The following is a 25,947-nucleotide window of genomic DNA, read 5'->3' as shown; positions in this document are numbered from 1 at the left end:
TTCTAACATAGTTAAGTTAAAAAAGACTAAATGAGTCTTTATTTTTCAAAAAGTATTACTTTGCCTTGCTCTAAGCTTTTTGCTACATCAATAATGCGTTGGTTTTTACTACCTTTAAATTTTAAAGATAAGTCTTTTTGCTCTAAAATAAACTTCCCATCTATCAAAACATCAGCTAAGATAAGCAATTCTTTCATAGCTTGTTCTTGCAATAGCTCTTCATAAGTAAAACCTGTATATATAGTAAGATCAAGTCCTAAAGCCTTAATGTGTTTTGCTAGAATACTTAAATTTTTTGCTTGCATAAAAGGCTCCCCGCCACTAAAAGTAACACCTTGGAGTAAAGGATTTTTACAAATATCATCATACAAACTTGCTAAATCTTGCAAATATCCTTTGTTAAAATCATGTGTTTGTGGATTATGACAACCTTTGCAATGATGAGGGCAGCCTTGAGTAAAAATCACATAACGCAAACCATAGCCATCGACTATGGATTCTTTTATGACACCGGCTAATCTAAGAAAAATCGTGTTTAATTCTTGCATGAACTTCAGCTTTTTTAGCGTCATTAAAACGATCAAGCGTTCCTACTAAATAACCTGTGATTCTTCTTATGCGTTCAAATTTAATATCATCTTCTTTTCTATGGCACTTTGGACAAAACTCATTTATCACACCACTATAACCACATACCGGATCTCTATCTAGTGGGAAATTAATCGAGCCATAGCCTATATTGCTTTCTTTCATACATTTTATAATGCGTTCAAAACTTTCTAAATTCTTACTCACATCGCCGTTTAATTCTACATAAGTAATATGCCCACCATTATTTAGTTCATGATATGGGGCTTCGATTTGAATTTTTTCATATATACTAATAGGAAAATCCACAGGAATATGAAAAGAATTAGTATAAAAATCTTTATCGGTTATGCCTTTTAAAATGCCGTATTTTTTTTGATCTAGCTTTAAAAACCTTCCACTTAAGCCTTCAGCCGGGGTAGCTATGAGTGAAAAATTAAGCTTATCTTTGAGTGCTTTTTCATCGACAAATTCACGCATAAAACGCACGATTTGCAAACCTAAATCCCTTGCTTCTTGACTTTGTCCATGATGAGAACCTACTAAAGCTATTAAACTCTCACAAAGTCCTATATAACCTATAGCTAAAGTCCCGTGTGCTATGATTTTTTCTACGCTATCATTTTCTTTTAAAGAATCTGAATCTATCCAAATTCCCTCGCCCATTAAAAATGGGAAATTTTTAACCTTTTTTAGACTTTGAATTTTATATCTATGAAGTAATTGCTCATACACAAGCTCTAATTTTTCTTTTAAAAGTGAGTAAAAAAGCTCTAAATTTCCTTTGGCTTCTATGGCTAAACGCACAAGGTTTATACTTGTAAAGCTTAAATTTCCCCTGCCACTTGTGATTTCTTTGCTCTCATCATAAACATTTGCCATAACCCTAGTTCTACAACCCATATAAGCTACTTCACTATTATAATCATTTTTTTTATAGTATTTTGCATTAAAGCTTGCATCTAAAAAGCTAAAATTTGGAAAAAGTCTTTTAGAAGCACATTCTATAGCGAGTTTAAAAAGCTTGTAGTTTGGATCTTTTTCATTATAATTAATACCTTCTTTTACTTTAAAAATTTGCACAGGAAAAATTGGTGTTTCACCATTTCCTAAGCCTTTCATCGTGGCTTTGAGTAAATTTTCTATTACCATTTGCCCTTCAAAAGAAGTATCGGTGCCATAATTTAGCGTGCTAAAAGGCACTTGAGCTCCTGCTCTTGAGTTCATAGTATTAAGATTATGCACCAAAGCTTCCATAGCTTGAAAAGTCGCATCTTGGGTTTGCTTTAATGCTCTTTTGTAAGCATAAGCATTTGCTTGTTTTAAAAAATTCTCATCACTATTTAAATCAAGCTTTAAAAGCTCTTTAAAGCATTCTTTTTCGCTTGAAACTTGAAAATTAGCATTTTTAAAGCATTGCTCATCTAAGTTTTGCTCTAATTTTATTTCAAAAAAAGCATTTATAGCCTTTTTATACTCTTTTTGAAAAGTCTTTGCCACACCCTTTGCCATAGCAAAATCAAAATTTGGTATAGATTGACCTCCATGCATTTCATTTTGATTAGCCTGTAAAGCAATGCAAGCTAAAGAAGCATAAGATCTGATATCATTTGGCTCACGCAAACTTCCATGTCCAGTGCTAAAACCATTTTCAAAAAGCTTTAACAAGTCTATTTGACAACAAGTTTGTGTTAGCATATAAAAGTCTTTATCGTGTATATGTATATCGCCATTTTTATGTGCATTTGCGATATGTTTTGGTAAAATACACTCATCTACATAGTATTTTGCTCCTTCTGAACCATATTTTAACATCATACCCATAGCACTATCTGAGTTGATATTGGCATTTTCTCTTTTTAAATCAGCTTCTTTGGAATCTTTGAAGGTTAAATCATCATACAAATTTAGCAAATCATAGCTACCATTGCGGATTTGTGTTCTTTTTTGGCGGTATAATATATAAGATTTTGCAGTATTGATTAAAGCATTTTTTATTAAAACCTCTTCAACTTTATCTTGAATTTGTTCTACCTGTGCATGATTTTCATCAAGCAAAGCTACAACCTCATCACAAAGCCTACCTAATTCATCATTTTCTAATTTTTTATCAGTAGAGTTTATATTGGCTCTAAAAATAGCATTTTTAATTTTAAAAATATCAAATGCAACTTGACTTTTATCTCTTTTTGTAATAAATTTTATTTTCATGTAAATTTTCCTAAAAAATAATCTCTAGAAGCTAAAAAATAACGCTTTATGAAGATAAGTTTAGTACAAAAACTTGATGAAAAACTTAAAAAGACAAAAGAAAAATTCACACAAAAATTGTGTGAATTTTGTTTATTCTAACTCTATACCTTTTACTGCATAAAGTTTATCAATACCACGATTTCCAAACATTTTTTCAGTATTACAATCCTTTTGGATATTCCACTCATCTAGCTCATGATGGAAATTTTTGCAATTGTGAAAAAGATATGCCATAGTAATTACATTTTGCACATCCCAATTCACAACACTATGCTCATACGCATGACAGTTTTCAAAACAATGTGCCATTCTGGTAGTATTTGAAGTTTTCCAATGCAATAAAGAATGATTGAAATTAACACAATTAAAAAACATATAAGACATATCTTTTAAATTTTGAGTATCCCATTTTGATAAATCTTGATTAAAATTTTTGCAGTTAAAAAACATACTTGCCATATTTTCAACTTTAGAAACATTCCAGCGTGACAAATTTGCATTAAAACTTTCGCAACAATAAAACATATAAGACATATCTTTAGCATTTGATACATCCCAATGTTCAATACCTAAAAAATCCAATCTTTTAGAATAATAAAATACATAAGAAAAATCATCAATCAAAGATACTTCAATATCCCTTAGAGAAATTCTTTCATTATGCACCAAATTCATTAACTCATTTTTGCTTTTAGGTCTATACATTTTGTCCTCCTTTTTGTATATTTTAAAAAACAAGTGTGAAGTCAATGTAAAAAATTTACAAATTATTAACAATAACTTTCAATATATTAATAATAAGTATTTTAAAATAAACTTAATTTAAATAAGATAAAACAAATAAAAAATATTTAAATCGAACAATGTAACTTTTTGTAAAATATGACAATGATTATCAAAAAAAGCGGATATAAAATAGTAAGTGGTGACCCATACGAGACTCGAACTCGTGTTACCGCCGTGAAAGGGCGATGTCCTAACCGCTAGACGAATGGGCCATTTTGCAGTTTTAAGATGAAATTATAACAATTTTTACTTAATAATTATTTAAGGCATTAAAAAATACCTTAAATATCGATTTCTATCCCTACAGGAGCATGATCTGAGCCAAAAATATCATCTCTTATAAAAGCATTTTTAAGTTTATCTTTTAAGCCATTAGAAATGAAAAAATAATCAATCCTCCAGCCTACATTTCTTTCTCTTGCTTTCATTCTATAACTCCACCACGAATACTTTTCTTTAACATCGCCATTTATATGTCTAAAAGTATCTATAAAACCTAATTTTAATAAATCATCTATCCAAGCACGCTCAATCGGTAGAAAACCTGAAGTTTTTTCATTAGCTTTTGGGTGGGTTAAGTCTATCTCACGATGTGCGGTATTAACATCTCCACAGATGATAATTTCTTTACCTTCTTTTAAAAGTTTATCTAAATACATTAAAAAGTCATTATAAAATTTCATTTTAAAATTCAAACGCTCTTCATCTTTTTGACCATTTGGAAAGTAAATATTAAACAAAACTACATTTTTAAAGCTATGCTCTAAAACTCTACCCTCATCATCATCAAAAAACTCACATTTTTTTACCTCACAATCAAAATTACACAAGCTCATTACACCTGAATACCCTGCTCTTTTGGCACTATTTGAATACATATGTTTAAAAGGATACTCATAAATTCTTTTTGGAAATTTATCCTCGTGTGCTTTGATTTCTTGAAAACCTATAAAATCAATTTCTTCTTTTTCAATCCAATCAAGTGCATTTTTATCACAAATTGCCCTTAGGCCATTTACATTCCATGATAATAATTTCATAATTTAATCCTTAAACTTACAAAAAGCAAAATCATACCATAAAGATATTAAGTTAACCATTTTTATTTATAATTAAATCTTTAATTTTGAAAGGATTTCATGAAATTTTTTAATATATCGTGGCTTAAATTTATTATTTTGAGTGCTTTTTATATAACTAGTATCAATCTGAAATTGTTTTCTTATATTCACGAAAATTTACATCCTCATAATAATGATATTTCCATTATTTTATATATAATTATATATTTTGCACTATTAGTTGGAATTTTCGCTTTATTATTTTTGCCTTATCTTAGCAAGATTTTAATGATTTTTTTAATAGGTGTGAGTTCAATTAGTAGTTATTTTATGATCAATTATGGTGTTATTATAGATCATGATATGATTAGAAATGCTATGCAAACTGATCAAAAAGAAGTACGCGATCTGATTAATTTTAATATTTTTGTTTATATATTTTTTACTTTTGTGATTCCAGCATTTTTAGTTATAAAAATTAAAATAGAATATCACAATATCAAAAAACATTTAATCATCAAATTTGGCACTTTATTTGTTGCTTTATTTGTTGCTTTTGGATTGCTTGGAATTTTTTCAAAAAGTATTGTACCATTTTTAAGAACTTATAATGAAGTAAGAGTTTATAACACTCCTTTTTATCAAATTTATTCAGCAATTAAATATATAAAATTAGAAGTTATTCTAGAAAAAGAACTTCAAAAGATAGCTTTAGATGCGAAAATGGAAAAAGACTTAAACAAAACTATGATTTTAGTCATAGGGGAAACCGCTAGAGCAAATAACTATTCTTTGGGTGGTTATACCAAAAATGATACTAATTTTTATACCAAAAACGAACCTAATTTAATATATTTTGACAATGTAAGCTCTTGTGGGACAGCAACTGCTAGAAGTTTACCTTGTATATTTTCAAGACACAAAAGAGCTACTTTTGACAATAGTCTTTATGAAGAAAATGCTTTAGATATTTTACAAAGAGTTGGAGTTCAAAGTGTTTGGCTTGGAAATAATTCTGGAGGTTGCAAAGGAAACTGCGATCGTATAGCACATAAATTGATTTCAAAAGATTATGATGAGAGCTTACTTGAGCTTGTAAAAGAACAATTACAAAATCCATCTTCAAGTAAAATCATAGTCGTTCATTTGCAAGGTTCTCATGGACCAGCTTATTTTAAGCGCTATCCAAATGAGTTTAAAAAATTTACGCCAACTTGCGATACAAATGAATTACAACAATGCTCGCAAGAAGAATTAACTAATACCTATGACAATACTTTACTTTATACAGATTTTATCATCAAAAGTCTTATTGACTTACTAAAGCAAAGTCCTTCACAAAATACTTCATTGTTATATGTATCAGACCATGGAGAAAGTTTGGGAGAAAATGGAATTTACCTTCATGGAATGCCCTATTTTATAGCACCAAAAGAACAAACTCATGTTCCTATGATTCTTTGGAGCAAAGATAATAATTTAATCCAAGAATTACAAAAAAAGAAAGATTATAAATTATCTCAAGATAATATTTTTTCAAGTTTATTAGGATATTTTAATGTCCAAACTAAAGAATATGAAGAAAACTATGACTTATATAGTAAAAATTTAAAGGAAAATCCTTAATGAAGCCAAAGTATTCTTTATTTAAAAATGCAAGTTATGCCTTTAGTGGCATTAAATTCTTGCTTAAAGATGAAATGGCTTTTAGAATAGAATTTGCCATTATCTTACCTTTGATTTTTGTAAGCTTATTTTTACCTGTGAGTTTTTTAGAACATTTTGTGCTTATTTTAGTATTAGTTTTGATTTTAATTATAGAGGCATTAAATTCTGCCATAGAAGCTTGCGTGGATCTTTGTACGAGCGAATTTCACATCTTAGCTAAAAAAGCAAAAGATTGTGCGAGCGCTGGGGTGTTTTTTAGCGTTGTTTTGGCTATAATTACTTGGAGTTTTATTCTTTTTAATATGGCTAGAGAATGGATGATAAAGTAAAAACACTATGCATAAAAATCTTTGGTAAAAAACGCTTTGAAATTTTAGAATTTTTAGCCCTTCATGCTAATGAAGATGGCTTTGTCTTTGCAAATATCGAAGAACTTTCTAAAAAGTTAAACATCAGCAAACCAACCATCATTTCTACTTTTAAATTTTTAGAAGAAAAAGCTTTGCTTGAAAAGCTCAAAAACGGCTTATATAAACTCAAATAGGAGATAAAATGACGCTTAAAAACCCTTTGGATATGCATTTACATTTACGCGATGAAAGCATGCTTGAACTTGTAGCTCCATTTAGCGCAAAAGACTTTAAAGCGGGAGTTATCATGCCAAATTTAATCACTCCGCTTACTGAAATAAACGCATTAAAAGCTTATAAAGAACGCATTTTAAAAGCATGTAAAAATGAAGATTTTACGCCTTTGATGACTTTATTTTTTAAAGACTATGATGAGCAATTTTTAGAAAAAGCCAAAGATGAGCTTTTTGCTATCAAGCTTTATCCTGCAGGTATCACTACCAACTCAGATAATGGAATTTCAAGCTTTGATATAGAAAAGTTAAAACCTACACTAAATGCTATGAGTGAGCTTGGACTGCCTTTACTTGTACATGGAGAAACAAATGATTTTGTAATGGATAGAGAAGCAAATTTTGCTAAAATTTATGAAAAATTAGCTAAAAACTTTCCAAAATTAAAAATCGTAATGGAGCATATCACCACTAAAGTTTTGTGTGATTTATTAAAAGATTATGAAAATTTATACGCAACTATCACTTTACATCATTTAATGATAACGCTTGATGATGTAGTGGGTGGTAAGATGGATCCACATTTATTTTGCAAACCTATTGCAAAACGCTATGAAGACAAAGACGCTTTATGTGAGCTTGCTTTTAGCGGCTATGAAAAGGCTATGTTGGGAAGTGATAGCGCACCTCATCCATTACACACTAAAGAATGTTGTGGGTGTGCAGCTGGCGTATTTAGTGCGCCTGTGATTTTACCTGTGTTGGCTGAACTTTTTGAAAAATACTCAAATGAAACAAATTTACAAAAATTTATTTCAGATAATGCTTGTAAAATCCATAATCTTAAATTTGAAAAAGATAAAATCATCACTTTAGAAAAACAAGAATGGCAAGTAGCGCAAAAATACGGCGATGTAGTGCCATTTATGGTGGGAAAAACTTTAAATTTCAAGGTTATTTAGCCTTGAAATTTAATCAATAATCAAAAGTTTTATCTTAGCTTCTATAATCTCTTCTACCTCATCTTTTACAAAGCTTTCTAACTCTTGTTTGTTTGCATTAATGCCATTCATACTCAAATGCCATAAGGCATTTTCTATCGCACTATCCTTATCTCTTTTTACTACTCTAGTTTCATTAAAAATTTCATACTCATAAGGGATACTTTGTACATTTAAAAAACTTTGCAAATCCTCTTCATAAAAACCTTTAAAATGCGTGCTAAAATGCTCAAATATAGGATCTAAAAAGCTACTTTTGCGCCTACTCGCCCAGCCTAAATACACTTTTTTAGAAGCTAAGTTTAAAAAAGCTTTATAGTCTTTTTCATTTTGCAAAGCAGGAGACATACTCAAAAAGGCTAAACCAAAATTTGTGTTATTGTTTTTATAAAAATTTTCAAAGTCTAAATTTAAAGTTTTTATATTTGATATAGCATGAGTTTTTGCATCTTCTTGTAAAATTTCAAGCATAGCACTAGAGCTGTCTATACCTAAAACACTTTTTGCTTTTTGTGCTAAATGCAAAGTCCAAACACCGCTCCCACAGCCTATATCCACCACTATTTTGCCTTGTAAAGATCCAAGTTTTGCAAAAGTGGCTTTTTGAATTTCGTTTAAGTTAGAACTATATCTTGCATAGCTTTTTGCTTTTTTATTCCATAAATTCATCTTCACTCCTTATTTTTTCTAATATAGTATAATATTTTTTTGTTTTTAGAAAGGAAAATTATGCGAGTATTGTTTTTGTGTTTGATTTCATTTTTAAGTATATATGCCAAAGATTTGGTAAGTGTTAGTATAGCCCCACAAGCTTATTTTGTAAAGCAAATTGCTAAAGACACTTTGGACATCAATATAGTCATACCGCCTAATGCAAATGAGCATACTTTCGAATTTAAGCCAAGTGGTATTTTAAAGCTTGAAAAAAGTGATATTTACTTTACTGCAAATTTAGAATTTGAAAAAATTTGGATTTTAAAACTTAAAGATAATCTCAAAAATACCAAAATCATCTCTACTCAAAATAGCATTGATTTTATACCTTTGCAAGAGCATGCACACGAAGGACATCATCATCATGGAGATGACCCTCACACATGGCTTGACCCACTTTTAGCAAAAACCCATGCTAAAAATATCACCTTAGCACTTATAGAACAATACCCACAAAATAAAGCATTTTATGAACAAAATTTAGAAAATTTCTTAAAAGAAATGGATACATTAAATTTACAAATACAAGCTTTATTTAAAAACACAAACAATAAGCATTTTTTAGTTTATCATCCATCTTGGGGGTATTTTGCAAAAAGATATCATCTAAGCCAAATTCCTGTAGAAATAGAAGGGAAAGAACCTAAGCCAAAAGACTTAGCCAAACTTGCAAAACTCATACAAAAAGAGCAAATCAAAGCTATTTTCGTGCCAAAAGGAGCTGATAACAACACCATTAAAGCTATAGCGAGTAATTATAATCTTAAAATCATAGAACTTGATCATTTGCCAAATGATTATAAAAATGAGCTTTTAAAAGATGCAAAAAATATAGCAAGTGTTTTACAATGATAAAAATCAATATTAAAAATTTAAACTTTTCATATAACCAAGATGAGGTTTTAAAAAATATTAACCTAAACTATGAAAGTAAAGACTTTTTAGCCATAGTAGGACCAAATGGTGGAGGCAAATCTACACTTTTAAAACTCATACTAGGCTTGATAAATAGTCATAAAAATATAAACTTTGAAAACTTAAGTTTAAAGGATATAGGTTATGTCCCACAAAATACTTTAGCTAATCCAAACTTTCCAGTACGCGTGCTAGAAGTGGTGATGATGGGAAGGGTGGATAAAAAATTCTTTGGTTTTTATACCAAAAAAGATCAAGAACAAGCCTTACTAGCCTTAGAAAAAGTAGGTATGAGAAATTTTTGGGATAAAAAAATCAACGAATTAAGCGGAGGCCAAAGACAAAGAGTTTATATAGCAAGAGCCCTAGCAAGTGAATGCAAGCTTTTAATCCTTGATGAGCCTACTGCAAGCATAGATACTAAAGGCTCGGTACAGATTTTTGAGCTTTTGAAAAAATTACACGAAAGTGGGGTTGGTGTGATAGTAATATGCCATGATTTAAATGTAAGCTTAGCTTATGCAAATAAAATCGCGTATTTAAACAAAGAGTTATTCTTGCATGAAAATACGCCTGAAAAAAAGGCACATTTACTAGCACATTTAAGCCAAAATCACACGCATTTTTGTGATGTGGAGCTTAGCTTGGAGCGGTGTTGTTGCAAAGGAGAAAATCATGCTTGAGCTTTTATCTAGCTCTTTTATACAAAATGCTTTTTTAGCTGCATTTTTAACTAGCATTGCTTGTGGAATTATGGGGACTTTGATCATGATCAACCGCTTAAGCTCTATGGCAGGAGGCATTACGCATGGGGCTTTTGGGGGTATAGGCATAGCATTTTATTTTGGCTTGCCGGTATTAGTTAGTACGAGTTTATTTACTCTTTTTTTGGCTTTACTTGTAGCATTTTTAGTACAAAAATATCCTTTTAGAAGTGACAATATAGTCGGGGTTATATGGGCTTTTGGAATGGCTGTTGGTATCATACTCATAGACTTAACTCCTGGTTATAATAGTGATTTAATGGGGTATTTATTTGGTAGTATTTTGTCTGTACCTACACAAGATATAGTTTTATTTGCAGTGATTGATGTGATTTTTATCATTTTAGTGTTGCTTTTTTATCGTCAATTTGAAATTCTAAGCTTTGATAAAGAATTTGCAAGCTTAAGAGGGGTTAAAACTAATCTTTTTCACTATCTTTTAATCGCGATGATGGCTTTTTGTATTGTTATAAGTATCAAAGTAGTAGGACTTATACTTGTGATAGCTTTACTTAGCATACCTGCATTTATCGCTGAGAGCTTTTCTAAAAAGCTTGGTCAAATGATGATCATCTCTACGCTTTTGAGCATAAGTTTTTGCGTAATAGGGCTTTTTGTGAGTTTTTATTATAACCTTGCAAGTGGAGCTTGTATCATAGCTAGCGCTTGTATAGCTTTTGTGCTTTATCTTTGTTTTAGTGCTTTTTTAAAGAAAAGTTGAAATTTACTTTTACTTTAAAACACTATTTTCATGCACTCTTAAAAAACTAGCAAATTTTGGTTTGCCATTTTTGGTTAAACCATTGTATTTAAAAGTAATTATAGCACCAATTGGCGGAGGATTTAAGCGATCGCTTTCTTTAAAACCTGAACCTATTTTAAAACTCACTTTTTTACCCTCAATCACTGCTTCACAAAGTAAAGATCCCATTTTACCTTCAAATTTTCCCTTACCTTCAAAATGCTTTTTTACAACACATTCTGTATCATCAAAAGGTTTTAGTTTAAAAGCATTATTTGATCTTTTCTTTTCATAAGGTGCATTGTTTAATCTTATGATTATACCCTCGCCCTTATGCAAAATGATATCTTGATAAAATTGTTCTAAATGATTTTTATCTTTAATGGAAACTTGTGGAATAATTTTTATAAAATCATTTGGATTTTTAGCCAAACACTTTTTCAAAACTTCTAATCTTGCTTCTAAGGTACAAGGATCAAGCTTAAATTCCTCACAAGCATTTGGCACATCAAAGACATTATAACTTACTTTTTGCCAAAGTTTTTCATCAGGATTTTCTTGGCGTATTAAAGATGAAATTTCTTCAAAAGAAGCTCTTTTTATCCAAAGTTCTCCATCTAATTCAAATTTAGGAAAATTTTTTGTGAAAAATGAAGGAAGTTTTATAGTATTTCCTGCTCTTGTTTGCATAGACTTACCATTCCAAAGACCTCTTACGCCATCGAGTTTTTCGCTCATGAGATAATGACTTAAATCTACATCTTTAAATGCTTTTTCATCATAAACTTTAAAAAGCAAAATATCTTTAGCAAAAAGAGAATTTAAGAAGAAAGCAAAGAGAAAAACAAGGCTTATAAATAGCCTTGCAATAAGATTAAAGTGCTTTTTTAGCAGCATCTGCAATTTTTGCAAAAGCAGCTGCATCATTCATTGCTAAATCAGCTAAGATTTTTCTATCAAGCTCAATGCCTGCTTTTTTAAGACCATTTATAAATCTTGAATAACTAATATCATTTAGTCTGCAAGCTGCATTGATACGCACTATCCAAAGACGACGAAAATCGCGTTTTTTGCGGCGTCTATCACGATACGCATAAACCAAACTTCTTTCTAATTGTTCTTTAGCTTTTCTAAAGTGTTTGCGGCGACCACTATAAAAACCACGCGCAAGTTTTAAAACTTTTTTATGTCTGCGGCGTCTTACAACACCTGTTTTTACTCTTGCCATATTTATCCTTTCACAAATTGGCGTTCGTTAAACGAATCTTGCCCTTTAAAACAAGGGGAGTTTGAATGACTTTCGTCAAAAACTAAATTTAAGCGGGCTTAAATTCCTAACATTTTTTCAACCGCTTTAACATTGGTTGAGTGAACATACTTAGAAGTGCGGAGATCACGCATTCTTTTAGCAGGTTTTTTAGTCAAAATGTGGCTTCTATAAGCAGCACCTCTTTTGATTTTATTTTTACCTACTTTGAAGCGTTTAACAGCGCTTTTAACGCTTTTCATTTTTGGCATGTGTATCCTTTGGATAAATTTTTTCATAAAAGAAAGCTATCATTTTACTATAACTATGCTTTAGAAAAATTAAATTCATTTCTTAAGAAATTTTTTTAAAAATTAAGTAAAATATCAAAATCAAACATTTTCAAGGAAAACTATGAACAATCTTTTAATCCTTTATAATCCTTACTATCAAGATAATGTCATCAAAGAGCATTTACAAATTCTGCTTGATAAAGGTCAAGTTGCTTTTGCCAAAGTAAAATCAAAAATCAACGATCAAAACAATTCTTTTGAAAAAGACTTAGATGAAATTTATATTAGCACTAGTAAAGATAGTCCTTTGCAACTTTTTTTAAGTGATTATGCGAATTTATTTGTAGCAAAGGTCACAAAGGTAAGTAAAAGTTTAGATGATGAGAGTTTATTGCCAAGTTATTATAAAGAAAAGAATTTTAACATCGAGCAATATTTCATCATAGAAGATTTAAGAGAATTAGTTCGTGAAGATTTTACAACCGTTAAAAATCACTATCTATCAAATTTTACCACGCCAAATTATAAAAACAACTCTTATGCTATTTATGGAAATTCTTATGTATATCCTTTAATCATCAAGCAAAAAAACGAGATTGATTATTTTTTAGATGAAACCAAATATTATTTAAATGTTTATAAAAGTCAAGAGTATTTACAAATTCAAGATATTTATAAAAAATACATCTTTGGAAATAAACTTTTTCACCTTTTACACCCTGATAGCATTAGCAATATAATATGTGCTGAAATGGAATTTGATAAAAACAAGCAAGATCCTTTGTATGATTTTACCTCTATCATCGTTAAATACTCTAAAACCTTAGAATATGAAATTTATGATTTTTGTAAAAAAGTATTTTTGCAACTTTGCCAAAAAGATGAAAGCATAAAAAACATAAGCTATAGCGTACAACAAAATGCTTATACATTAAATGATTTTTTTAAACATAAACCAAATATAGGCACAATGAAGTTTTACTTATCAATAAACAAATTCAAGACTTACTTGAAATAAAATGTAAAAATTTTATCATTTATGAGCTTTGCAAACACATGAATACCTTGCAAGACATAAGAAATACAGCCGTACATGAAAAAACCTCCTCACTAGAGCAAACTAAAAAGTTAAGAAATCTCATCTTAGGCATGGATACTTTTAGCATTTTAAAAGGAATTTTAATACAAAAGCAAAGACTAGATGATAAGCAAGTATTGTAACATCACAATACTTGTTTGCTACACCAATAAACTAATAAAATATTATCAACATATCTTTTATATTTTGAAATTTAACTCTTATGTGACACAACCTGTCGTAAAGCTAAAATATAATTTTGTTAACAAAGTTAAATATCTTGACAATGGGGGGGGGGAATGTATAATTTTAATTTTATAAAAGGAGAAAAATGTCAAGTGATGACATATTAAATAAATTTGATATAAGAAATGAATATGAAAGTTTCTTAACCATATTAGAAACTATTAGTAAAAAACCAACTATTTGCGTCATAGGTTTATATAATAGCGGAAAAAGTTCATTGCTTAATGCTTTAACAAATTCTTTTGATAAAAATAATTTTTCAGTGGCTGATATAGTTAAAACAAAAGAAATTAAATCTTTAGAATATGAAGATGTAATTTTTATCGATACACCTGGATTAAATATTGATGAAAACGATGATGCGAATGCTTCTAAAGGATTTTTGCAATCTGACATATATCTTTTTGTACATAGTGTTTTAACGGGGGAATTACACAAACAAGAATTTGAGTATTTGAAAAAATTAGTTGAAAATAATGATGATAATTTTGTTAAAAATTTAATCATTATTTTGTCAAAATCTGATGGAGTAGATAGAGATAAGATTAAACAAGTCAAAGAAAGCATGGAAAATCAATTATTAAATTTTATCGACCAAAAAACCATTGATAAAATAAAAATAATTCCTATTTCATCTGAAAGCTATATTAAAGGTTATAATGAAAACAAAAAACTTCTTATAGAAAATAGCAATATAGAATTATTAAATCAAACGCTTAATGATTTAAAATCTAATTTAAAAGCAGATGAAAATAGAAAAAATAAACTACTAAATCATGAAATTTTTTCAAAAATAAATGAATTAATTTCTCAAAAAAATAAAGAGCTAAAAGAAAAAACTACAAAAAGAAAACAACTTAAAACAAAGATTGACAATGAAATCAAAAAAGCTAATAAAAACTTAGCAAAAATTTTAAATTAAGGAAATATCATGTTGCCATTATTTTGGATAGGAGCCGCAGTAGCATCTGCTTTTGTTGGTAAAAAAATATATGATAGTGTTACAGAAAAAGATAATGATGATTATAATTTTGAAGAAAAAGAACAATCTTATTCTGAAATACAATATAACGATCTGCTTAATGCATACAAAGAAGATTTTAAATCTAAAAAAATAGAGCTAGTAACCTCTAGTTATACAGACGCTTGTAAAAATTCCACAAAACCCTTTATTGTATTTGCAAAAAGTCAAGAGCTTGATGATATTGATGAGCAAATATACTCGCTCGAAAACGACATTGAGAAATTAAAAGAAATTCAAAATCAGCTAAAAACAAAAATAGAGGAAATTTCATGAAAGAACAACTAAATCAATTCTATCATGACTTAGAAAAATTAAGCATAATAGGAACTAATTTACTTAAAAAAAGAGAGCAAGTAGAAAATTATGTAAAAGAATTTAAAGAAAATTGTGTAAAAATCAATATAGCTCAACTTGAAACTAAAAATCAAGAAATTGGTGAATTTTTAAAGCAAAAGTTAGATTCAATACACCTAGCTATATCCAACTGGGAAAATGAAATTTTAAAACTTTCTAATGAAGACAAATTTAGAGATGAATTAGAAAATAATTTCATTGTTATTATTTATGGAAAAGTAAAGGCCGGTAAAAGTACTTTAGGAAATTTTGTAGCTAGCAATTGCTTAGAAAGTCAAAAACCTTATTTTAAAGTCTACGATAAAACCGGAAAAGAAAGAGAAAGTGAAAAACTAGAAGAAATTCAAGAATTTAAAACAGATATTACAGAATGCACTAGTTCTATACAATTATTCAAACTAGGCGGAAAAGATGAAAATGGTGGTATAGCATGGGTAGACACTCCAGGATTATTATCTACAACGGAAGAAAATGGAAATTTAGCTAAACAATATATCGAAGCTGCTGATTATATCATCTTTCCAACTAGCTCTGATGCACCTTTACAAAATGATGAAATAGAACAAATCAATGAATTAGTAAATTCTGGTAAAGGCTCTGCTTTAAGATTAATCATCACAAAATCAGACAAAACAATACAAGATGAAGTAGATGGAAAAATAGTTGCTATATTAGAAAATAAAAAAGAAGAAGATAGAAAAAAACAAGAAGAATATGTTTTAAATACAACCAAAGAAAAAATCCCAAATTTAGAACACAATGAAAAAATTATGTCAATTTCAGTTTTTACAGCACAAGAAGGGATTAAAACAAACAATATAGAATTATTTAAAAACAGTAATATAGAAGAATTTTACAATTCTATGTCTTTAGTGCTAACAAAAAAAGCTCAAAAGCTCAAAGAAGAAGTGCCACAAAAAAGATTAAATTCTTTAATTAATTCTATTTTAGAAAAATCAAACGCCAAAGATGACTATCAAGCTTTAAAGAATCTAATCGAAGAAAAAAAGAGAGAAGGACAAGCTATACAATCTAACTTGAATAATGAAATTTCTTTATTATTGCACGAAGAATTAAACATTATAGTAAATGAAATTAATGAATTTAATGCAGAGGAAAAATTTAAAAACACAGCAAAAACTATAGCAGAAAAAGTAAATAACCAAATATGCTCTGAAGTTAATAAACTAGTAAATGATTTTGTTATGCGATTTAACATCATAGCTCCTGCTTTAGATTCAAAAATAGAAACAAAATATAAAACATACAAATATACCATACCGAGAGGCTTTTTTGAAAAATTTATAAATACCATCAGTTTTGACTATTTCTACAAAGAAGAAATAACAAATAAAAAAATCAAAGCAGGTGACAATAGGTCTGAACTGATAGAAAAAAATATCCAATTGCTAAAAAAACACTATGAGGAGGTAGCAAATGAGAGTATTAAAACATTTTATAATGATGTTTTAGTTCCTTGTGAAAAAATAGCAGAAGGATTAAAAATAAACATTATAAGCCTAGAAAACAAATTATTAAAACTAAAGGAAAATAAATGAAAAATATAATTGAACAATACAAAAACAAAATTGCCATTTTGCAAAATGTAGAATCAGAGCTGGTTGATCATCAAATTTGCGATCAAGAAAAAATAACTCATCTTAAAAATACTTTGCAAGATAAAATAGAAAATTTTAAACCAAAAATGATGGTTTATGGGGTATATAATTCTGGAAAAAGCACCTTGATAAATGCCTTAGTAGGTAAAGAAGTAGCAAAAACAGGTGATGCTCCTGAAACAAAACAAGTACAATCTTACAAATATAATGATTTTGAAATTTTTGATACTCCAGGAGTAAATGCACCCGAAGAAGATCAAAAAATAGCAGATGATTATTATAAGCAGTGTGAATTGATTTTGTTCGTAATGAGCAATGAAAATGTTGAGCAAACCTTTTTATATGAAAAAATAAAAAAAATTATAGATGATAATAAATCAGCCATTATTATCTTAAATAAAAAACAAAATGTAAGCGATGAAGATGATATTAAGCAACGCGAAGTAATTTACTTAAATCTTGAAAAATCTGGTTTTGATAAAGAAGATGCTAAAGAAAAAATATCCGTTTATTCGGTTAATGCATTAAGTGCTTATAAAGGTAAATCTGAAAATAAAAATCTTTTATATGAAAATAGTGGATTTTATGAACTTGAAAACAAAATCAAAGATTTATTCTATAGCAGTGGCGAAAAAGAAATAATACAATTATGTAATAAAAATATTAATGATTTTATAGATAATGTTAATATATCTATAGATAAAAAGTTAGATGATAAATCTATAGAAATTATAGAAAATTTCATCAGCAACACTCAACGCGAAAAAGAAGTAGTAAAACATGAATTACTAGGCATTGTCAATGAAAAATGCTCTAAATTAGAAAATGAGTTATATGATAAAAGCGAAGGCAATATATCTTTGCTTGAAGATGTGATAAAACAAAGCGTAGATGAAATAAAACAAAAATTAGAAAATACCATGAAAGAAAAAGTTGAAAATCTCAAAAAAAATATTGAAAATATCAACTATACTTTTGATAAATTAAGTAAATGCGGTGAAATTAAATTTAATACCTCTAACTCTAATGAAGATGCTAGTATAACAGATTTCTTAAAAAATGATGCAAAAAAATGGTTAAGTGGATTGGAGCTTGCACTTATAGCGATTCCACATCCTTATGCAAAATTAGCTCTAAAATGTGTTGCAGTTTTAAATACTATACTATCAACTGTTTTTTCAGACAATGAAACAGAATCTCAAAATGAAAAAAATAAAGCAAAACAAATGCATATTATCAATGAAATAAAAAATATAATTCTTCATATTAAAGATAATTTTACAAAAGCAATAACTGAACAAGTTAATGATATTTATAATCCGATTATCAATAGTAAATTATCTGAAAAATTAAACGCAGAGGAGCTTAACGCTAAGTTGCTAGATATGAAAAATCGCATTGGGGAATTAAATCAAGAGTTACCCAACTGCTTAATTTTAAAAAACGACACAACCTGTCATAAAGCTAAAATATAATTCCTTTTGTAAATCAAAACAAAAGGAATTATTTATGGGAAAATTAGGTTTTATTTTAGGTGGAGTTGCTTTAGCTGCAACTGGATATGGATTAAAAAAATGGTATGACAAAACCAAAGAAGAAAATGCATACTGGACTGATGATCCAAAAGACATAGCATGTGAAATTCTTGGGCAAGCTGCTGAAAAAGTTTATAATGTAGTTGATGCGGTGGATGATAAATTTTTCAACGAGCCTTTGGTTGTTTCAGATTTATTTGGCGGAAAAGAAGCCATAGAAAACAACCCTGAACTCAAAGAAAAATACGAGCAAACATGTGCTAGTATAAAAGAGATTTTTGAAAACGCAAATCCGAGTGAAACAAAAGAGCAAAAAATGGATAATTTTTAACAGCTCACAAAACAAAAAAAGGAAATTAATGATATATCCTATGCCATTTAAAAAAGTATGTAAAAAATGCGGGTATTCTAAAGTAATAGTTCCAAAATCTGATGTTATGTCTTTTAGTGGTGAAATTTTTTCTTGTCCAAAGTGTAAAGAACCTCTCCAAAGAAAAAACGCAAACGCCTTAGAAATGGCATTTGGCACCATACTAAGTGTTTTTAAAAAATAATAATTTATAATATAATCTGACAAAAATACTAGATATAATTACGGAGGTATAATGGATTACGAACTTTTTAAACATGTTAGCACATTACATGAAGGAAATACAATCTACTTTTACAATTGGATGAATAATATAGGTTTATCAATAGAAAAAGAAAATATTCTTAAAATTGATTCAAACATAGTAAATTTCTCAAAACACTTCGAGCAAACAAATATTGATTATTTAATAAAAAACATGTTTATTAGCAAAAATATCATTTTAGATGGATTGGAACTACAAAAAGAAGAATTCAAGAAACAACTTCAAAGAGAAAATGATAGCTTACATCTTATCTTACTACCAGCTGGTTATGCTTGTAATTTTAGATGTGTATATTGTTACGAAAACCATCAAAATACTTCAAAATTTTCCACATTTCATAATGATAAAATTTTACAATTAATCAATAAACATCTTGATAAAAACATTCACATAGAATATTTTGGTGGAGAACCTTTGCTAAACTACAAATGGATTAAAATATTTCAAGAAAAAATTAAAAATATTCAACATAATGCTTCTATGACAACAAATGGATATTTACTATCAAGTAATAAATTTCAAGATTTACTACAAAGAAACATAACAAATTATCAAATTACAATAGACGGAATTCAAGAAACACATGATAAACTTCGAATCAAATGTAATGGAAGCGGAAGCTATAAAACTATAATGAAAAATTTACAAGATATTAGTAAACTTAATAGCAACTATAGTATTATATTAAGATGTAATTTTAATCAAGAAAGTTCAAAAAAATTGAACAGGAAATTATTTTTTGAAAATTTGAATTTCTTAAAACATGACTATAGGTTTAGATTGATATTTCGCCCTATTGGTCTATATTCAGATGCCAACGGAACAACCACAAATAAAACTTTTAATGCATATTACAAAGATAAGTATAATGTGCAAAATTTATGGGAGCAAGAAGCTCTCGAAAGAGGTTTTTTACTTGGTGATATATCTCTTTATAGTCAAATTGGTGGTTCCATTTGTTACGCCTCTAAAAAAAACACAATGACAATAACACCTGATATGAATATTCTAAAATGTACAATTGCTGTAGATCAAACATATAATAATTTTGGAAAAATAAAAGATAATATAGTTTTGAATGCGAATAAAATACAACAATGGGAAAAATATATAAACTTTGATTCCAACTGTGGCGAATGTTTTTTCTTTTTTCAATGCATGGGAAGATCTTGCGCATTAAAAAACTTTATAAAAAAAGATAAAGCATGTCCTATTCAACCAACAGATCGAGACCAAATCATCGACAAAATTCGAAAACAAAAACTAATTTTAAAAGAAAGGTTAATAGATAATGAGAAAAAAAATTATTTTAAACAAGACAACATTAAATATTAATTTTAAACTAAATATGAATATAGAAATACTAAGTTCAAACTGTCAAGAAAATTATGTAGAATTTGACTCCATACAAGAGGATGTAATAATAGAAAATGGCGATGATTTTTTAAATATTACAACACCAAGAAATCATAAAAAATTTAAAAATATACATGATATTTTTTGCTTTTTTTCAAAAGAACTTATAAAAAACACATCTTACGAGGGTTCTGCAAAAATCTACCTTACAAACCAATGCACCTTAGAACTCCAATCAAATAAAGCAGAATGTTTCATATACACCCCTATAAAACAACTAAACATAAAACTGAACGATGGTGTGATATTTATATATGATATAGTAGATACTTTAGGGATTAAAATAAATACCGGAAACATTACGCTATCTAACGCTATTAACAATTGCAAAATTAAAGGCAATACGCTAATTTTTCAAAATACATCCGATATACAAAATCTTGATCTAAAAGCTAATAATGGTACTCTAAAGTTATTTTCAAGCAATAAAGTAAAAAAATGGGATATAAAAAGCCACAAGGCATCTATAGTTATAGATAAAAATGACTTTATTGGCTCTATTAATGGTAAGAAATCAAGTGGAAACGATTCTGATAATGGTCAAATTTCAATAAAATCTAATAGTGGACATGTTACAATATTATGATGTCTTAAGGAGAAAAAATGCAGGTAGATGAAAGTATTGCTCAGTTAGAGTCACAAATAAAAATTCAAGGCGATACCATTTGCACAGGCGATATTGCATGCGGATCGAATTGGACATACTGTGGATAGGAGAAAAAATGCAGGTAGATGAAAGTATTGCTCAGTTAGAGTCACAAATAAAAATTCAAGGCGATACCATTTGCACAGGCGATATTGCATGCGGATCGAATATAAGAAAATGCTAATATATAATGATACAATTGTATCATTATATTTACTGACCATAAATTTGTTTTTATTCTTTGATACTTATATCTATTGGAATTTAATAAAATAAAAAATAAATTTTTATTAATTAATTTTTATATTCTCAAATAAAACTATTTTATGTTTAATAAATTATATCAAAAGATTTTATTGTATTTTAACTACCTACGAAAATGATCCAAAAACAATCAAACAAAACATCAAAGATTTGCTAAAATAAACAAAAAAAGGTTGTATATGGAAAAAGACAAGCTTTCTACGCGTTTAGTTTCTATACTGCAGTGTTTAAACAATGGAGAGCGTTTTAGCTTAAAAGAGCTTGCGCAAGAATTTAATGTCAGCATTCGCACCATACAAAGAGACTTGCATGAACGCCTTGCTTTTATCCCTATAAAAAAAGAAAATGGAAAGTATTTTTTAGAAGGCTATGTTTTAGGAAAATTAAGCTTTAAAGATATACAAAATTTTGCTATTTTAAGCGGTATAGGTAGGCTTTATCCTAGTTTAGATAAAGAGTTTTTAAACGACTTGCTTAATGAAAAAATCAATAAAGCCTTTTTAGTCAAAACCAAAAGCTATGAAACACTTGATAGAGAAGTTTTTGAGGAACTAAGTGCAGCTATCATAGCAAAATACCCCATTAGTTTTCACTACAAAGAAAAATGCAGAAAAGCCAATCCATACAAACTCATCAATATTGATCACATATGGTATCTTTTAGCGGATGAAAACGATACTTTAAAAACCTTTACTTTTTCTAAAATCACACAACTAAAAGTAGAAAAAAAAGAAATTTTTACCCCAAAAGAAGAGTTTTTAAAACAAATTCAAAAAGATCAAAGCAACTGGATTAGTAAAGAAAACAAAGAAGCTATTTTAAAGCTTGATAAAAAAGCCAAAGAATATTTCTTAAGAAAAAATGCCCTTACTAAATACGAATTTATAGATGAGGATGAGAATTTTATTTACATCAAGGCATTTTATACCTATGATGATGAGCTTTTAAATTTAATAAGATATTGGATACCATATATTAAAATAAACAAGCCTATTGCTTTAAAAGAAAAGCTTTTTGAGCAGTTAAATACATACATGCAAGATTAGCGTTTTTTTAATACATAGAGTTGTTCTTGTATATGCATAGAGCGTTTAGAAAGGTTTCTACTAGCTCTAAAGGCATTATACTTTTGCTCAAGCACAAAACATTCTCCAAGACTTTGAAGTCTTTTTGTGAAATTTTCTTTTTTTACAAAACCCTCACAATTATAAGAAAGTAATACAATCTTAGCTTTTAAATCATTTATCAAATCAAACAAAGCATCTTCGGCTTTTTTTTCTTTGTTAAAAGCACTGCGGTTCCAGTCTTTTGGTATGCCAGAAACCTTTGAAATTTCATTTGGCTTTTTATAATTAGCGATTAAATTTAACATAAAATAATTTGATCCATAAGGGTGTTGATTATAAGGTGGGTCTAAATACGCCACATCAAAGCTATCAAGCTCCTTAGCTAAAATATTTGCGTCTTTTTGAAAAACCTCATACTCACAAGTAAAATTTGAAAAAATAGGCATTTTTAAAGCTATATCACCCTTTATACGACTAAGCGCATTTGCTCCATTTCCTCCAAATTTTCCCACTCCATTTTTATCTTTATAAAAGCCTTTAAAAACCCCGCTTGTATTTGCATGTACACTTGCTTCATAGATAAGCGGTGCGATGAAGTATTTTTGAATTTCTTTTGGCAGGCTTGAAATTTTTTCTCGCATAGAGTCTAAATACATAGCGTTTTTAAGTGTGTAGAAAACTCTTTCATTCTTTTGGATATACTCATCATCATTTGGCGCATAAAGCTTGCTTATAAAGCCTTTTTTGAGTTTTAAATCAGAAGTTAAAAAAGCATAATGTTTTTGTAATTCTTGTAAAAATTTCGCGTTTTGATTGCTTAAATAACACTCATTGATGATTTTAGAATAATCTTCCAAATCATTTGCCATGATAAAACTCGCATAAGGCTTCACAAAACGCGAAACTACCCCAGAGCCACTAAATACATCACAAAAACTAAATTTGTCTTTTTTAAGCTCATTTTGTGCGAATTTAAAGCCTTGATTTAAAAACTCGAGCAAAGATCTTTTATTACCAAGATAAGTTATGATTTGTTCTTTTAAAAATTGCGGATTTTCTTCTAGCATAAGTTTAAAATACAAGCCTTAAAAAGGCTTGTGATTATTTTTTCTTTTTAGGAGTTACTAGCATATTTACATAGCGTCCTTCGAGTAAAGGCTCTTTGTCTCTATCTGCTATATCTTCAACCATTTGCCAAATTTTTTCAAGCAAAGCTACCCCTGCTTCAGGAGAGCCCATCTCACGACCTTTTAAAAACACTCTAAATTTCACATGCTTGCCTTGCTCTAAAAACTCGCTTGCATGTTTGACTTTATAATTAATGTCATTTTGAGCGATTTTCACAGAAAGTTTGATTTCTTTTATATCAATAACTTTTTGTTTTTTCTTTGCTTCTTTTTGTTTATTTTCTTGTTGATAACGGAATTTTCCATAATCCATTATCTTACATACAGGTGGTTTGGCTTCAGGGGCTATCATCACCAAATCAAGCCCTAGTCTATTTGCTATATCTAGTGCTTCATCACTACTAATAATGCCATAAACCTTGCCATCATCACCTATACATCTGATCTCATCTGCTTGAATTTCTTCATTTAGCAATACTTCTTTTTCTTTACTCAAAAGCGTACCTCACTTAATTTCTCCTTTGTTAGGGTTATAAATTCATCTAAAGTCATTGTTTTTTGTTCTTTTGCTCTTCTATCTCTTAAAGCCACACTTTTGTTTGCTACTTCTTCATCGCCTAAAACAAGTATCATAGGCACATGTGCTTTTTCGGCTGTGCGGATTTTTTTATTTAAGCTTTCATTTTTATTATACACTTCACTATCAATGCCAAGTTCTAAAAGTTTTCTTGCTATTTCTTTTGCATAATCATGATGATTTTGCGAAATAGGTACTATAGCTACTTGAGTTGGCGCTATGAAAAATGGCAACTCACCCGCACAATGCTCTACTAAAATTCCTATAAATCTTTCAAAAGAACCCAAAATAGCACGGTGAAGCATTACAGGTTGTTTTTTCTCATTATCTGCGTCTGTGTATTCGAGTTTAAAACGGCTTGGTAAGTTAAAATCTACTTGTATAGTTCCACACTGCCATTTTCTTTTTAGCGCATCAGTGATTTTAATATCGATTTTTGGACCATAGAAAGCTCCACCACCCTCATCAATGCCATATTTTAAACCTTGCTCATCTAAAGCTTCTTTTAAAGCCTTTGTAGCTATATCCCAAATTTCATCATCGCCTATTGCTTTTGCTGGGCGCGTTGAAATTTCCATTTCATAATCAAACTCAAAAGCCTTCATCAAAGTATCAACAAAACTTAAAATTTCTAAAACTTGTTCTTTTATCTGACTTGGCATACAAAAAATATGCGCATCATCTTGAGTGAATTCTCTTACCCTAAAAAGCCCGTGCAAAACTCCACTTTTTTCATGGCGGTGTACCACGCCATATTCAAAAAATTTCAAAGGTAAATCACGATAGCTTCTAACATCACTTTGATAAATTTTAATATGTCCTACACAATTCATCGGCTTAATGCCATATTCTTGCTCATCAATTTGCGTAAAATACATATTTTCTTTATAGTTTGCATAATGCCCACTAATTTTCCATGCATCAGCTTTTAAAAGCTCAGGCCCACGCACAGGCTCATAGCCTCTTAATCTATGTGCTTTATATAGCAAATGCTCTAATTTACTTCTTAATTTTGCACCATTGCTAAGCCATATAGGAAGCCCACCGCCTATTTCATCATCAAAGGCAAAAAGCTTCATTTCATTACCAAGTTTTCTATGATCTCTTTTTTTAGCTTCTTCAATGATTTTTAAGTATTCATTTAAACTTTCTTTATCTGCAAAAGCAGTACCATAAATTCTTGTGAGCATTTCTCTTTTTTCATCACCACCCAAATACGCTCCCGCTACACGAGTAAGCTTGAAAAATCTTAAATATCTAGTGTTTGGTACATGAGGTCCACGGCATAAATCTTCAAATTCGCCTTGCTTATAAATACTTATTTTTCCGTCAGGAATTCTTAGTAAAACTTCTTGTTTTAAATCATCATTAGCAAATTTTTCTTTAACCTCAATCTTTGAGAGTTCGTATTTTGTGATGTCTAGCTTTGCTTCAGCTAGTTCTTTCATTTTCTTTTCGATTTTGCTTAAGTCTTCTTCTGAAATCTTACTATCAACTCTAAAATCATAATAAAACCCATCTTCTATCACAGGCCCTACGAAAAATTTAGCCTCTGGATATAAACTTTTAATCGCTTGAGCCATTAAATGCGCACAAGAGTGGCGGATAACTTCTAAACTTTCTTTAGAGTTATCAAAATAAATCGGAGTTAAATTTGTGTCATTGTTAAAACTTTGAGTATCTACCAAAGTTTCATTATTTGCATATGCAATTATATCTTTTGTCATTTCTACCCTTAACACTCA

Annotated in this window: 27 protein-coding genes, 1 tRNA gene and 1 pseudogene; 17 read left to right on the top strand and 12 right to left on the bottom strand. The window is 29.1% G+C overall.

What is annotated here, in order from left to right; genetic code table 11:
• Window positions 1-38: 38 nt before the first annotated feature.
• The 5 genes from nrdG to E2O22_RS02730 all read right to left on the bottom strand — a co-directional run bounded on the left by nrdG (window position 39) and on the right by E2O22_RS02730 (window position 4,667).
• On the bottom strand, window positions 39-548 hold the full coding sequence (nrdG, locus tag E2O22_RS02750) for an anaerobic ribonucleoside-triphosphate reductase activating protein (RefSeq protein WP_165955263.1): 510 nt from the start codon (window positions 546-548) through the stop codon (window positions 39-41).
• On the bottom strand, window positions 520-2,799 hold the full coding sequence (locus E2O22_RS02745) for an anaerobic ribonucleoside triphosphate reductase (RefSeq protein WP_133319127.1): 2,280 nt from the start codon (window positions 2,797-2,799) through the stop codon (window positions 520-522). The genes nrdG and E2O22_RS02745 overlap by 29 nt, the downstream gene beginning before the upstream one ends.
• A gap of 132 nt (window positions 2,800-2,931) precedes the next feature.
• Window positions 2,932-3,546: a BspA family leucine-rich repeat surface protein gene (locus tag E2O22_RS02740; protein ID WP_133319126.1), complete on the bottom strand. Its 615-nt coding sequence runs from the start codon at window positions 3,544-3,546 to the stop codon at window positions 2,932-2,934.
• Window positions 3,547-3,764: 218 nt separating this feature from the next.
• Window positions 3,765-3,839 (bottom strand) — tRNA-Glu (locus E2O22_RS02735).
• Window positions 3,840-3,908: 69 nt separating this feature from the next.
• On the bottom strand, window positions 3,909-4,667 hold the full coding sequence (locus tag E2O22_RS02730; protein WP_133319125.1) for an exodeoxyribonuclease III: 759 nt from the start codon (window positions 4,665-4,667) through the stop codon (window positions 3,909-3,911).
• 99 nt (window positions 4,668-4,766) lie between these two features.
• Between E2O22_RS02730 and E2O22_RS02725 the strand changes: the two genes are divergently transcribed.
• The 4 genes from E2O22_RS02725 to pyrC are packed head-to-tail and all read left to right on the top strand — an operon-like array spanning window position 4,767 to window position 7,901.
• Complete coding sequence (locus E2O22_RS02725) at window positions 4,767-6,314, top strand: phosphoethanolamine transferase (RefSeq protein ID WP_133319124.1); 1,548 nt, start codon at window positions 4,767-4,769, stop codon at window positions 6,312-6,314.
• The gene (locus E2O22_RS02720; protein WP_133319123.1) at window positions 6,314-6,685 is read left to right on the top strand and encodes a diacylglycerol kinase; all 372 of its coding nucleotides are present in this window, start codon (window positions 6,314-6,316) and stop codon (window positions 6,683-6,685) included. The genes E2O22_RS02725 and E2O22_RS02720 overlap by 1 nt, the downstream gene beginning before the upstream one ends.
• A complete protein-coding gene (locus tag E2O22_RS02715; protein ID WP_012660796.1) occupies window positions 6,670-6,900 on the top strand; it encodes a helix-turn-helix domain-containing protein in 231 nt (76 codons plus the stop codon). The genes E2O22_RS02720 and E2O22_RS02715 overlap by 16 nt, the downstream gene beginning before the upstream one ends.
• An 8-nt stretch (window positions 6,901-6,908) precedes the next feature.
• A complete protein-coding gene (gene pyrC / locus E2O22_RS02710; protein WP_133319122.1) occupies window positions 6,909-7,901 on the top strand; it encodes a dihydroorotase in 993 nt (330 codons plus the stop codon).
• 9 nt (window positions 7,902-7,910) lie between these two features.
• On the opposite strand, the gene E2O22_RS02705 is transcribed toward pyrC, so the two are convergent.
• Window positions 7,911-8,609, bottom strand: a complete 699-nt coding sequence (locus E2O22_RS02705; RefSeq protein ID WP_133319121.1) for a class I SAM-dependent methyltransferase — start codon at window positions 8,607-8,609, stop codon at window positions 7,911-7,913.
• 60 nt (window positions 8,610-8,669) lie between these two features.
• Between E2O22_RS02705 and E2O22_RS02700 the strand changes: the two genes are divergently transcribed.
• Genes E2O22_RS02700 through E2O22_RS02690 form a run of 3 tightly spaced genes read left to right on the top strand, consistent with a single transcriptional unit; the run spans window position 8,670 to window position 11,054 of the window.
• Window positions 8,670-9,506, top strand: a complete 837-nt coding sequence (locus E2O22_RS02700; RefSeq protein WP_133319120.1) for a metal ABC transporter solute-binding protein, Zn/Mn family — start codon at window positions 8,670-8,672, stop codon at window positions 9,504-9,506.
• Window positions 9,503-10,252: a metal ABC transporter ATP-binding protein gene (locus E2O22_RS02695; protein WP_133319119.1), complete on the top strand. Its 750-nt coding sequence runs from the start codon at window positions 9,503-9,505 to the stop codon at window positions 10,250-10,252. The genes E2O22_RS02700 and E2O22_RS02695 overlap by 4 nt, the downstream gene beginning before the upstream one ends.
• The gene (locus E2O22_RS02690) at window positions 10,245-11,054 is read left to right on the top strand and encodes a metal ABC transporter permease (protein WP_133319118.1); all 810 of its coding nucleotides are present in this window, start codon (window positions 10,245-10,247) and stop codon (window positions 11,052-11,054) included. Before E2O22_RS02695 ends, E2O22_RS02690 begins: the two co-directional genes overlap by 8 nt.
• Before the next feature lie 9 nt (window positions 11,055-11,063).
• On the opposite strand, the gene E2O22_RS02685 is transcribed toward E2O22_RS02690, so the two are convergent.
• The 3 genes from E2O22_RS02685 to rpmI all read right to left on the bottom strand — a co-directional run bounded on the left by E2O22_RS02685 (window position 11,064) and on the right by rpmI (window position 12,593).
• Window positions 11,064-11,972 (bottom strand): DNA ligase, encoded by a 909-nt coding sequence (locus tag E2O22_RS02685; protein WP_243705632.1) that lies wholly within the window; start codon window positions 11,970-11,972, stop codon window positions 11,064-11,066.
• Window positions 11,950-12,303 (bottom strand): 50S ribosomal protein L20, encoded by a 354-nt coding sequence (gene rplT / locus E2O22_RS02680; protein WP_039617097.1) that lies wholly within the window; start codon window positions 12,301-12,303, stop codon window positions 11,950-11,952. The genes E2O22_RS02685 and rplT overlap by 23 nt, the downstream gene beginning before the upstream one ends.
• Window positions 12,304-12,401: 98 nt before the next feature.
• The gene (gene rpmI / locus E2O22_RS02675) at window positions 12,402-12,593 is read right to left on the bottom strand and encodes a 50S ribosomal protein L35 (protein WP_039617094.1); all 192 of its coding nucleotides are present in this window, start codon (window positions 12,591-12,593) and stop codon (window positions 12,402-12,404) included.
• Between the two features lie 142 nt (window positions 12,594-12,735).
• Between rpmI and E2O22_RS02670 the strand changes: the two are divergent.
• The 10 genes and pseudogenes from E2O22_RS02670 (at window position 12,736) to E2O22_RS02625 (ending at window position 22,477) form a co-directional block, all read left to right on the top strand.
• Window positions 12,736-13,835 (top strand): annotated as a pseudogene (locus tag E2O22_RS02670) (HP0729 family protein).
• Window positions 13,836-14,023: 188 nt separating this feature from the next.
• Entirely contained in the window at window positions 14,024-14,860 is an 837-nt protein-coding gene (locus E2O22_RS02665) for a GTPase (protein WP_133319116.1), read from the top strand.
• A gap of 9 nt (window positions 14,861-14,869) precedes the next feature.
• Window positions 14,870-15,235, top strand: a complete 366-nt coding sequence (locus E2O22_RS02660) for a hypothetical protein (RefSeq protein WP_133319115.1) — start codon at window positions 14,870-14,872, stop codon at window positions 15,233-15,235.
• Window positions 15,232-16,875, top strand: coding sequence for a dynamin family protein (locus E2O22_RS02655; RefSeq protein ID WP_133319114.1), 1,644 nt, complete (start codon window positions 15,232-15,234; stop codon window positions 16,873-16,875). The genes E2O22_RS02660 and E2O22_RS02655 overlap by 4 nt, the downstream gene beginning before the upstream one ends.
• The gene (locus E2O22_RS02650; RefSeq protein ID WP_133319113.1) at window positions 16,872-18,410 is read left to right on the top strand and encodes a GTPase; all 1,539 of its coding nucleotides are present in this window, start codon (window positions 16,872-16,874) and stop codon (window positions 18,408-18,410) included. The genes E2O22_RS02655 and E2O22_RS02650 overlap by 4 nt, the downstream gene beginning before the upstream one ends.
• Window positions 18,411-18,444: 34 nt before the next feature.
• A complete protein-coding gene (locus E2O22_RS02645; RefSeq protein ID WP_133319112.1) occupies window positions 18,445-18,801 on the top strand; it encodes a hypothetical protein in 357 nt (118 codons plus the stop codon).
• 28 nt (window positions 18,802-18,829) lie between these two features.
• The gene (locus E2O22_RS02640) at window positions 18,830-19,024 is read left to right on the top strand and encodes a hypothetical protein (RefSeq protein WP_133319111.1); all 195 of its coding nucleotides are present in this window, start codon (window positions 18,830-18,832) and stop codon (window positions 19,022-19,024) included.
• 51 nt (window positions 19,025-19,075) lie between these two features.
• Entirely contained in the window at window positions 19,076-20,440 is a 1,365-nt protein-coding gene (locus E2O22_RS02635) for a radical SAM/SPASM domain-containing protein (protein WP_133319110.1), read from the top strand.
• Window positions 20,397-21,107 (top strand): hypothetical protein, encoded by a 711-nt coding sequence (locus E2O22_RS02630; protein ID WP_133319109.1) that lies wholly within the window; start codon window positions 20,397-20,399, stop codon window positions 21,105-21,107. Before E2O22_RS02635 ends, E2O22_RS02630 begins: the two co-directional genes overlap by 44 nt.
• A gap of 503 nt (window positions 21,108-21,610) precedes the next feature.
• The gene (locus E2O22_RS02625; protein WP_133319108.1) at window positions 21,611-22,477 is read left to right on the top strand and encodes a helix-turn-helix transcriptional regulator; all 867 of its coding nucleotides are present in this window, start codon (window positions 21,611-21,613) and stop codon (window positions 22,475-22,477) included.
• On the opposite strand, the gene E2O22_RS02620 is transcribed toward E2O22_RS02625, so the two are convergent.
• Genes E2O22_RS02620 through thrS form a run of 3 tightly spaced genes read right to left on the bottom strand, consistent with a single transcriptional unit; the run spans window position 22,474 to window position 25,929 of the window.
• Complete coding sequence (locus E2O22_RS02620; RefSeq protein ID WP_133319107.1) at window positions 22,474-23,565, bottom strand: DNA adenine methylase; 1,092 nt, start codon at window positions 23,563-23,565, stop codon at window positions 22,474-22,476. The two genes, E2O22_RS02625 and E2O22_RS02620, sit on opposite strands and share 4 nt — an antisense overlap.
• 34 nt (window positions 23,566-23,599) lie before the next feature.
• Window positions 23,600-24,121, bottom strand: a complete 522-nt coding sequence (gene infC, locus E2O22_RS02615) for a translation initiation factor IF-3 (protein ID WP_133319106.1) — start codon at window positions 24,119-24,121, stop codon at window positions 23,600-23,602.
• Window positions 24,118-25,929, bottom strand: coding sequence for a threonine--tRNA ligase (gene thrS / locus E2O22_RS02610; RefSeq protein ID WP_133319105.1), 1,812 nt, complete (start codon window positions 25,927-25,929; stop codon window positions 24,118-24,120). Before thrS ends, infC begins: the two co-directional genes overlap by 4 nt.
• Window positions 25,930-25,947 lie beyond the last annotated feature (18 nt).

The sequence above is a fragment of the Campylobacter lari genome, assembly GCF_004357905.1.
In the GTDB taxonomy this organism is placed as follows: Bacteria; Campylobacterota; Campylobacteria; order Campylobacterales; family Campylobacteraceae; genus Campylobacter_D; species Campylobacter_D lari_D.
This window is presented reverse-complemented; position numbering and strand designations above follow the sequence as displayed.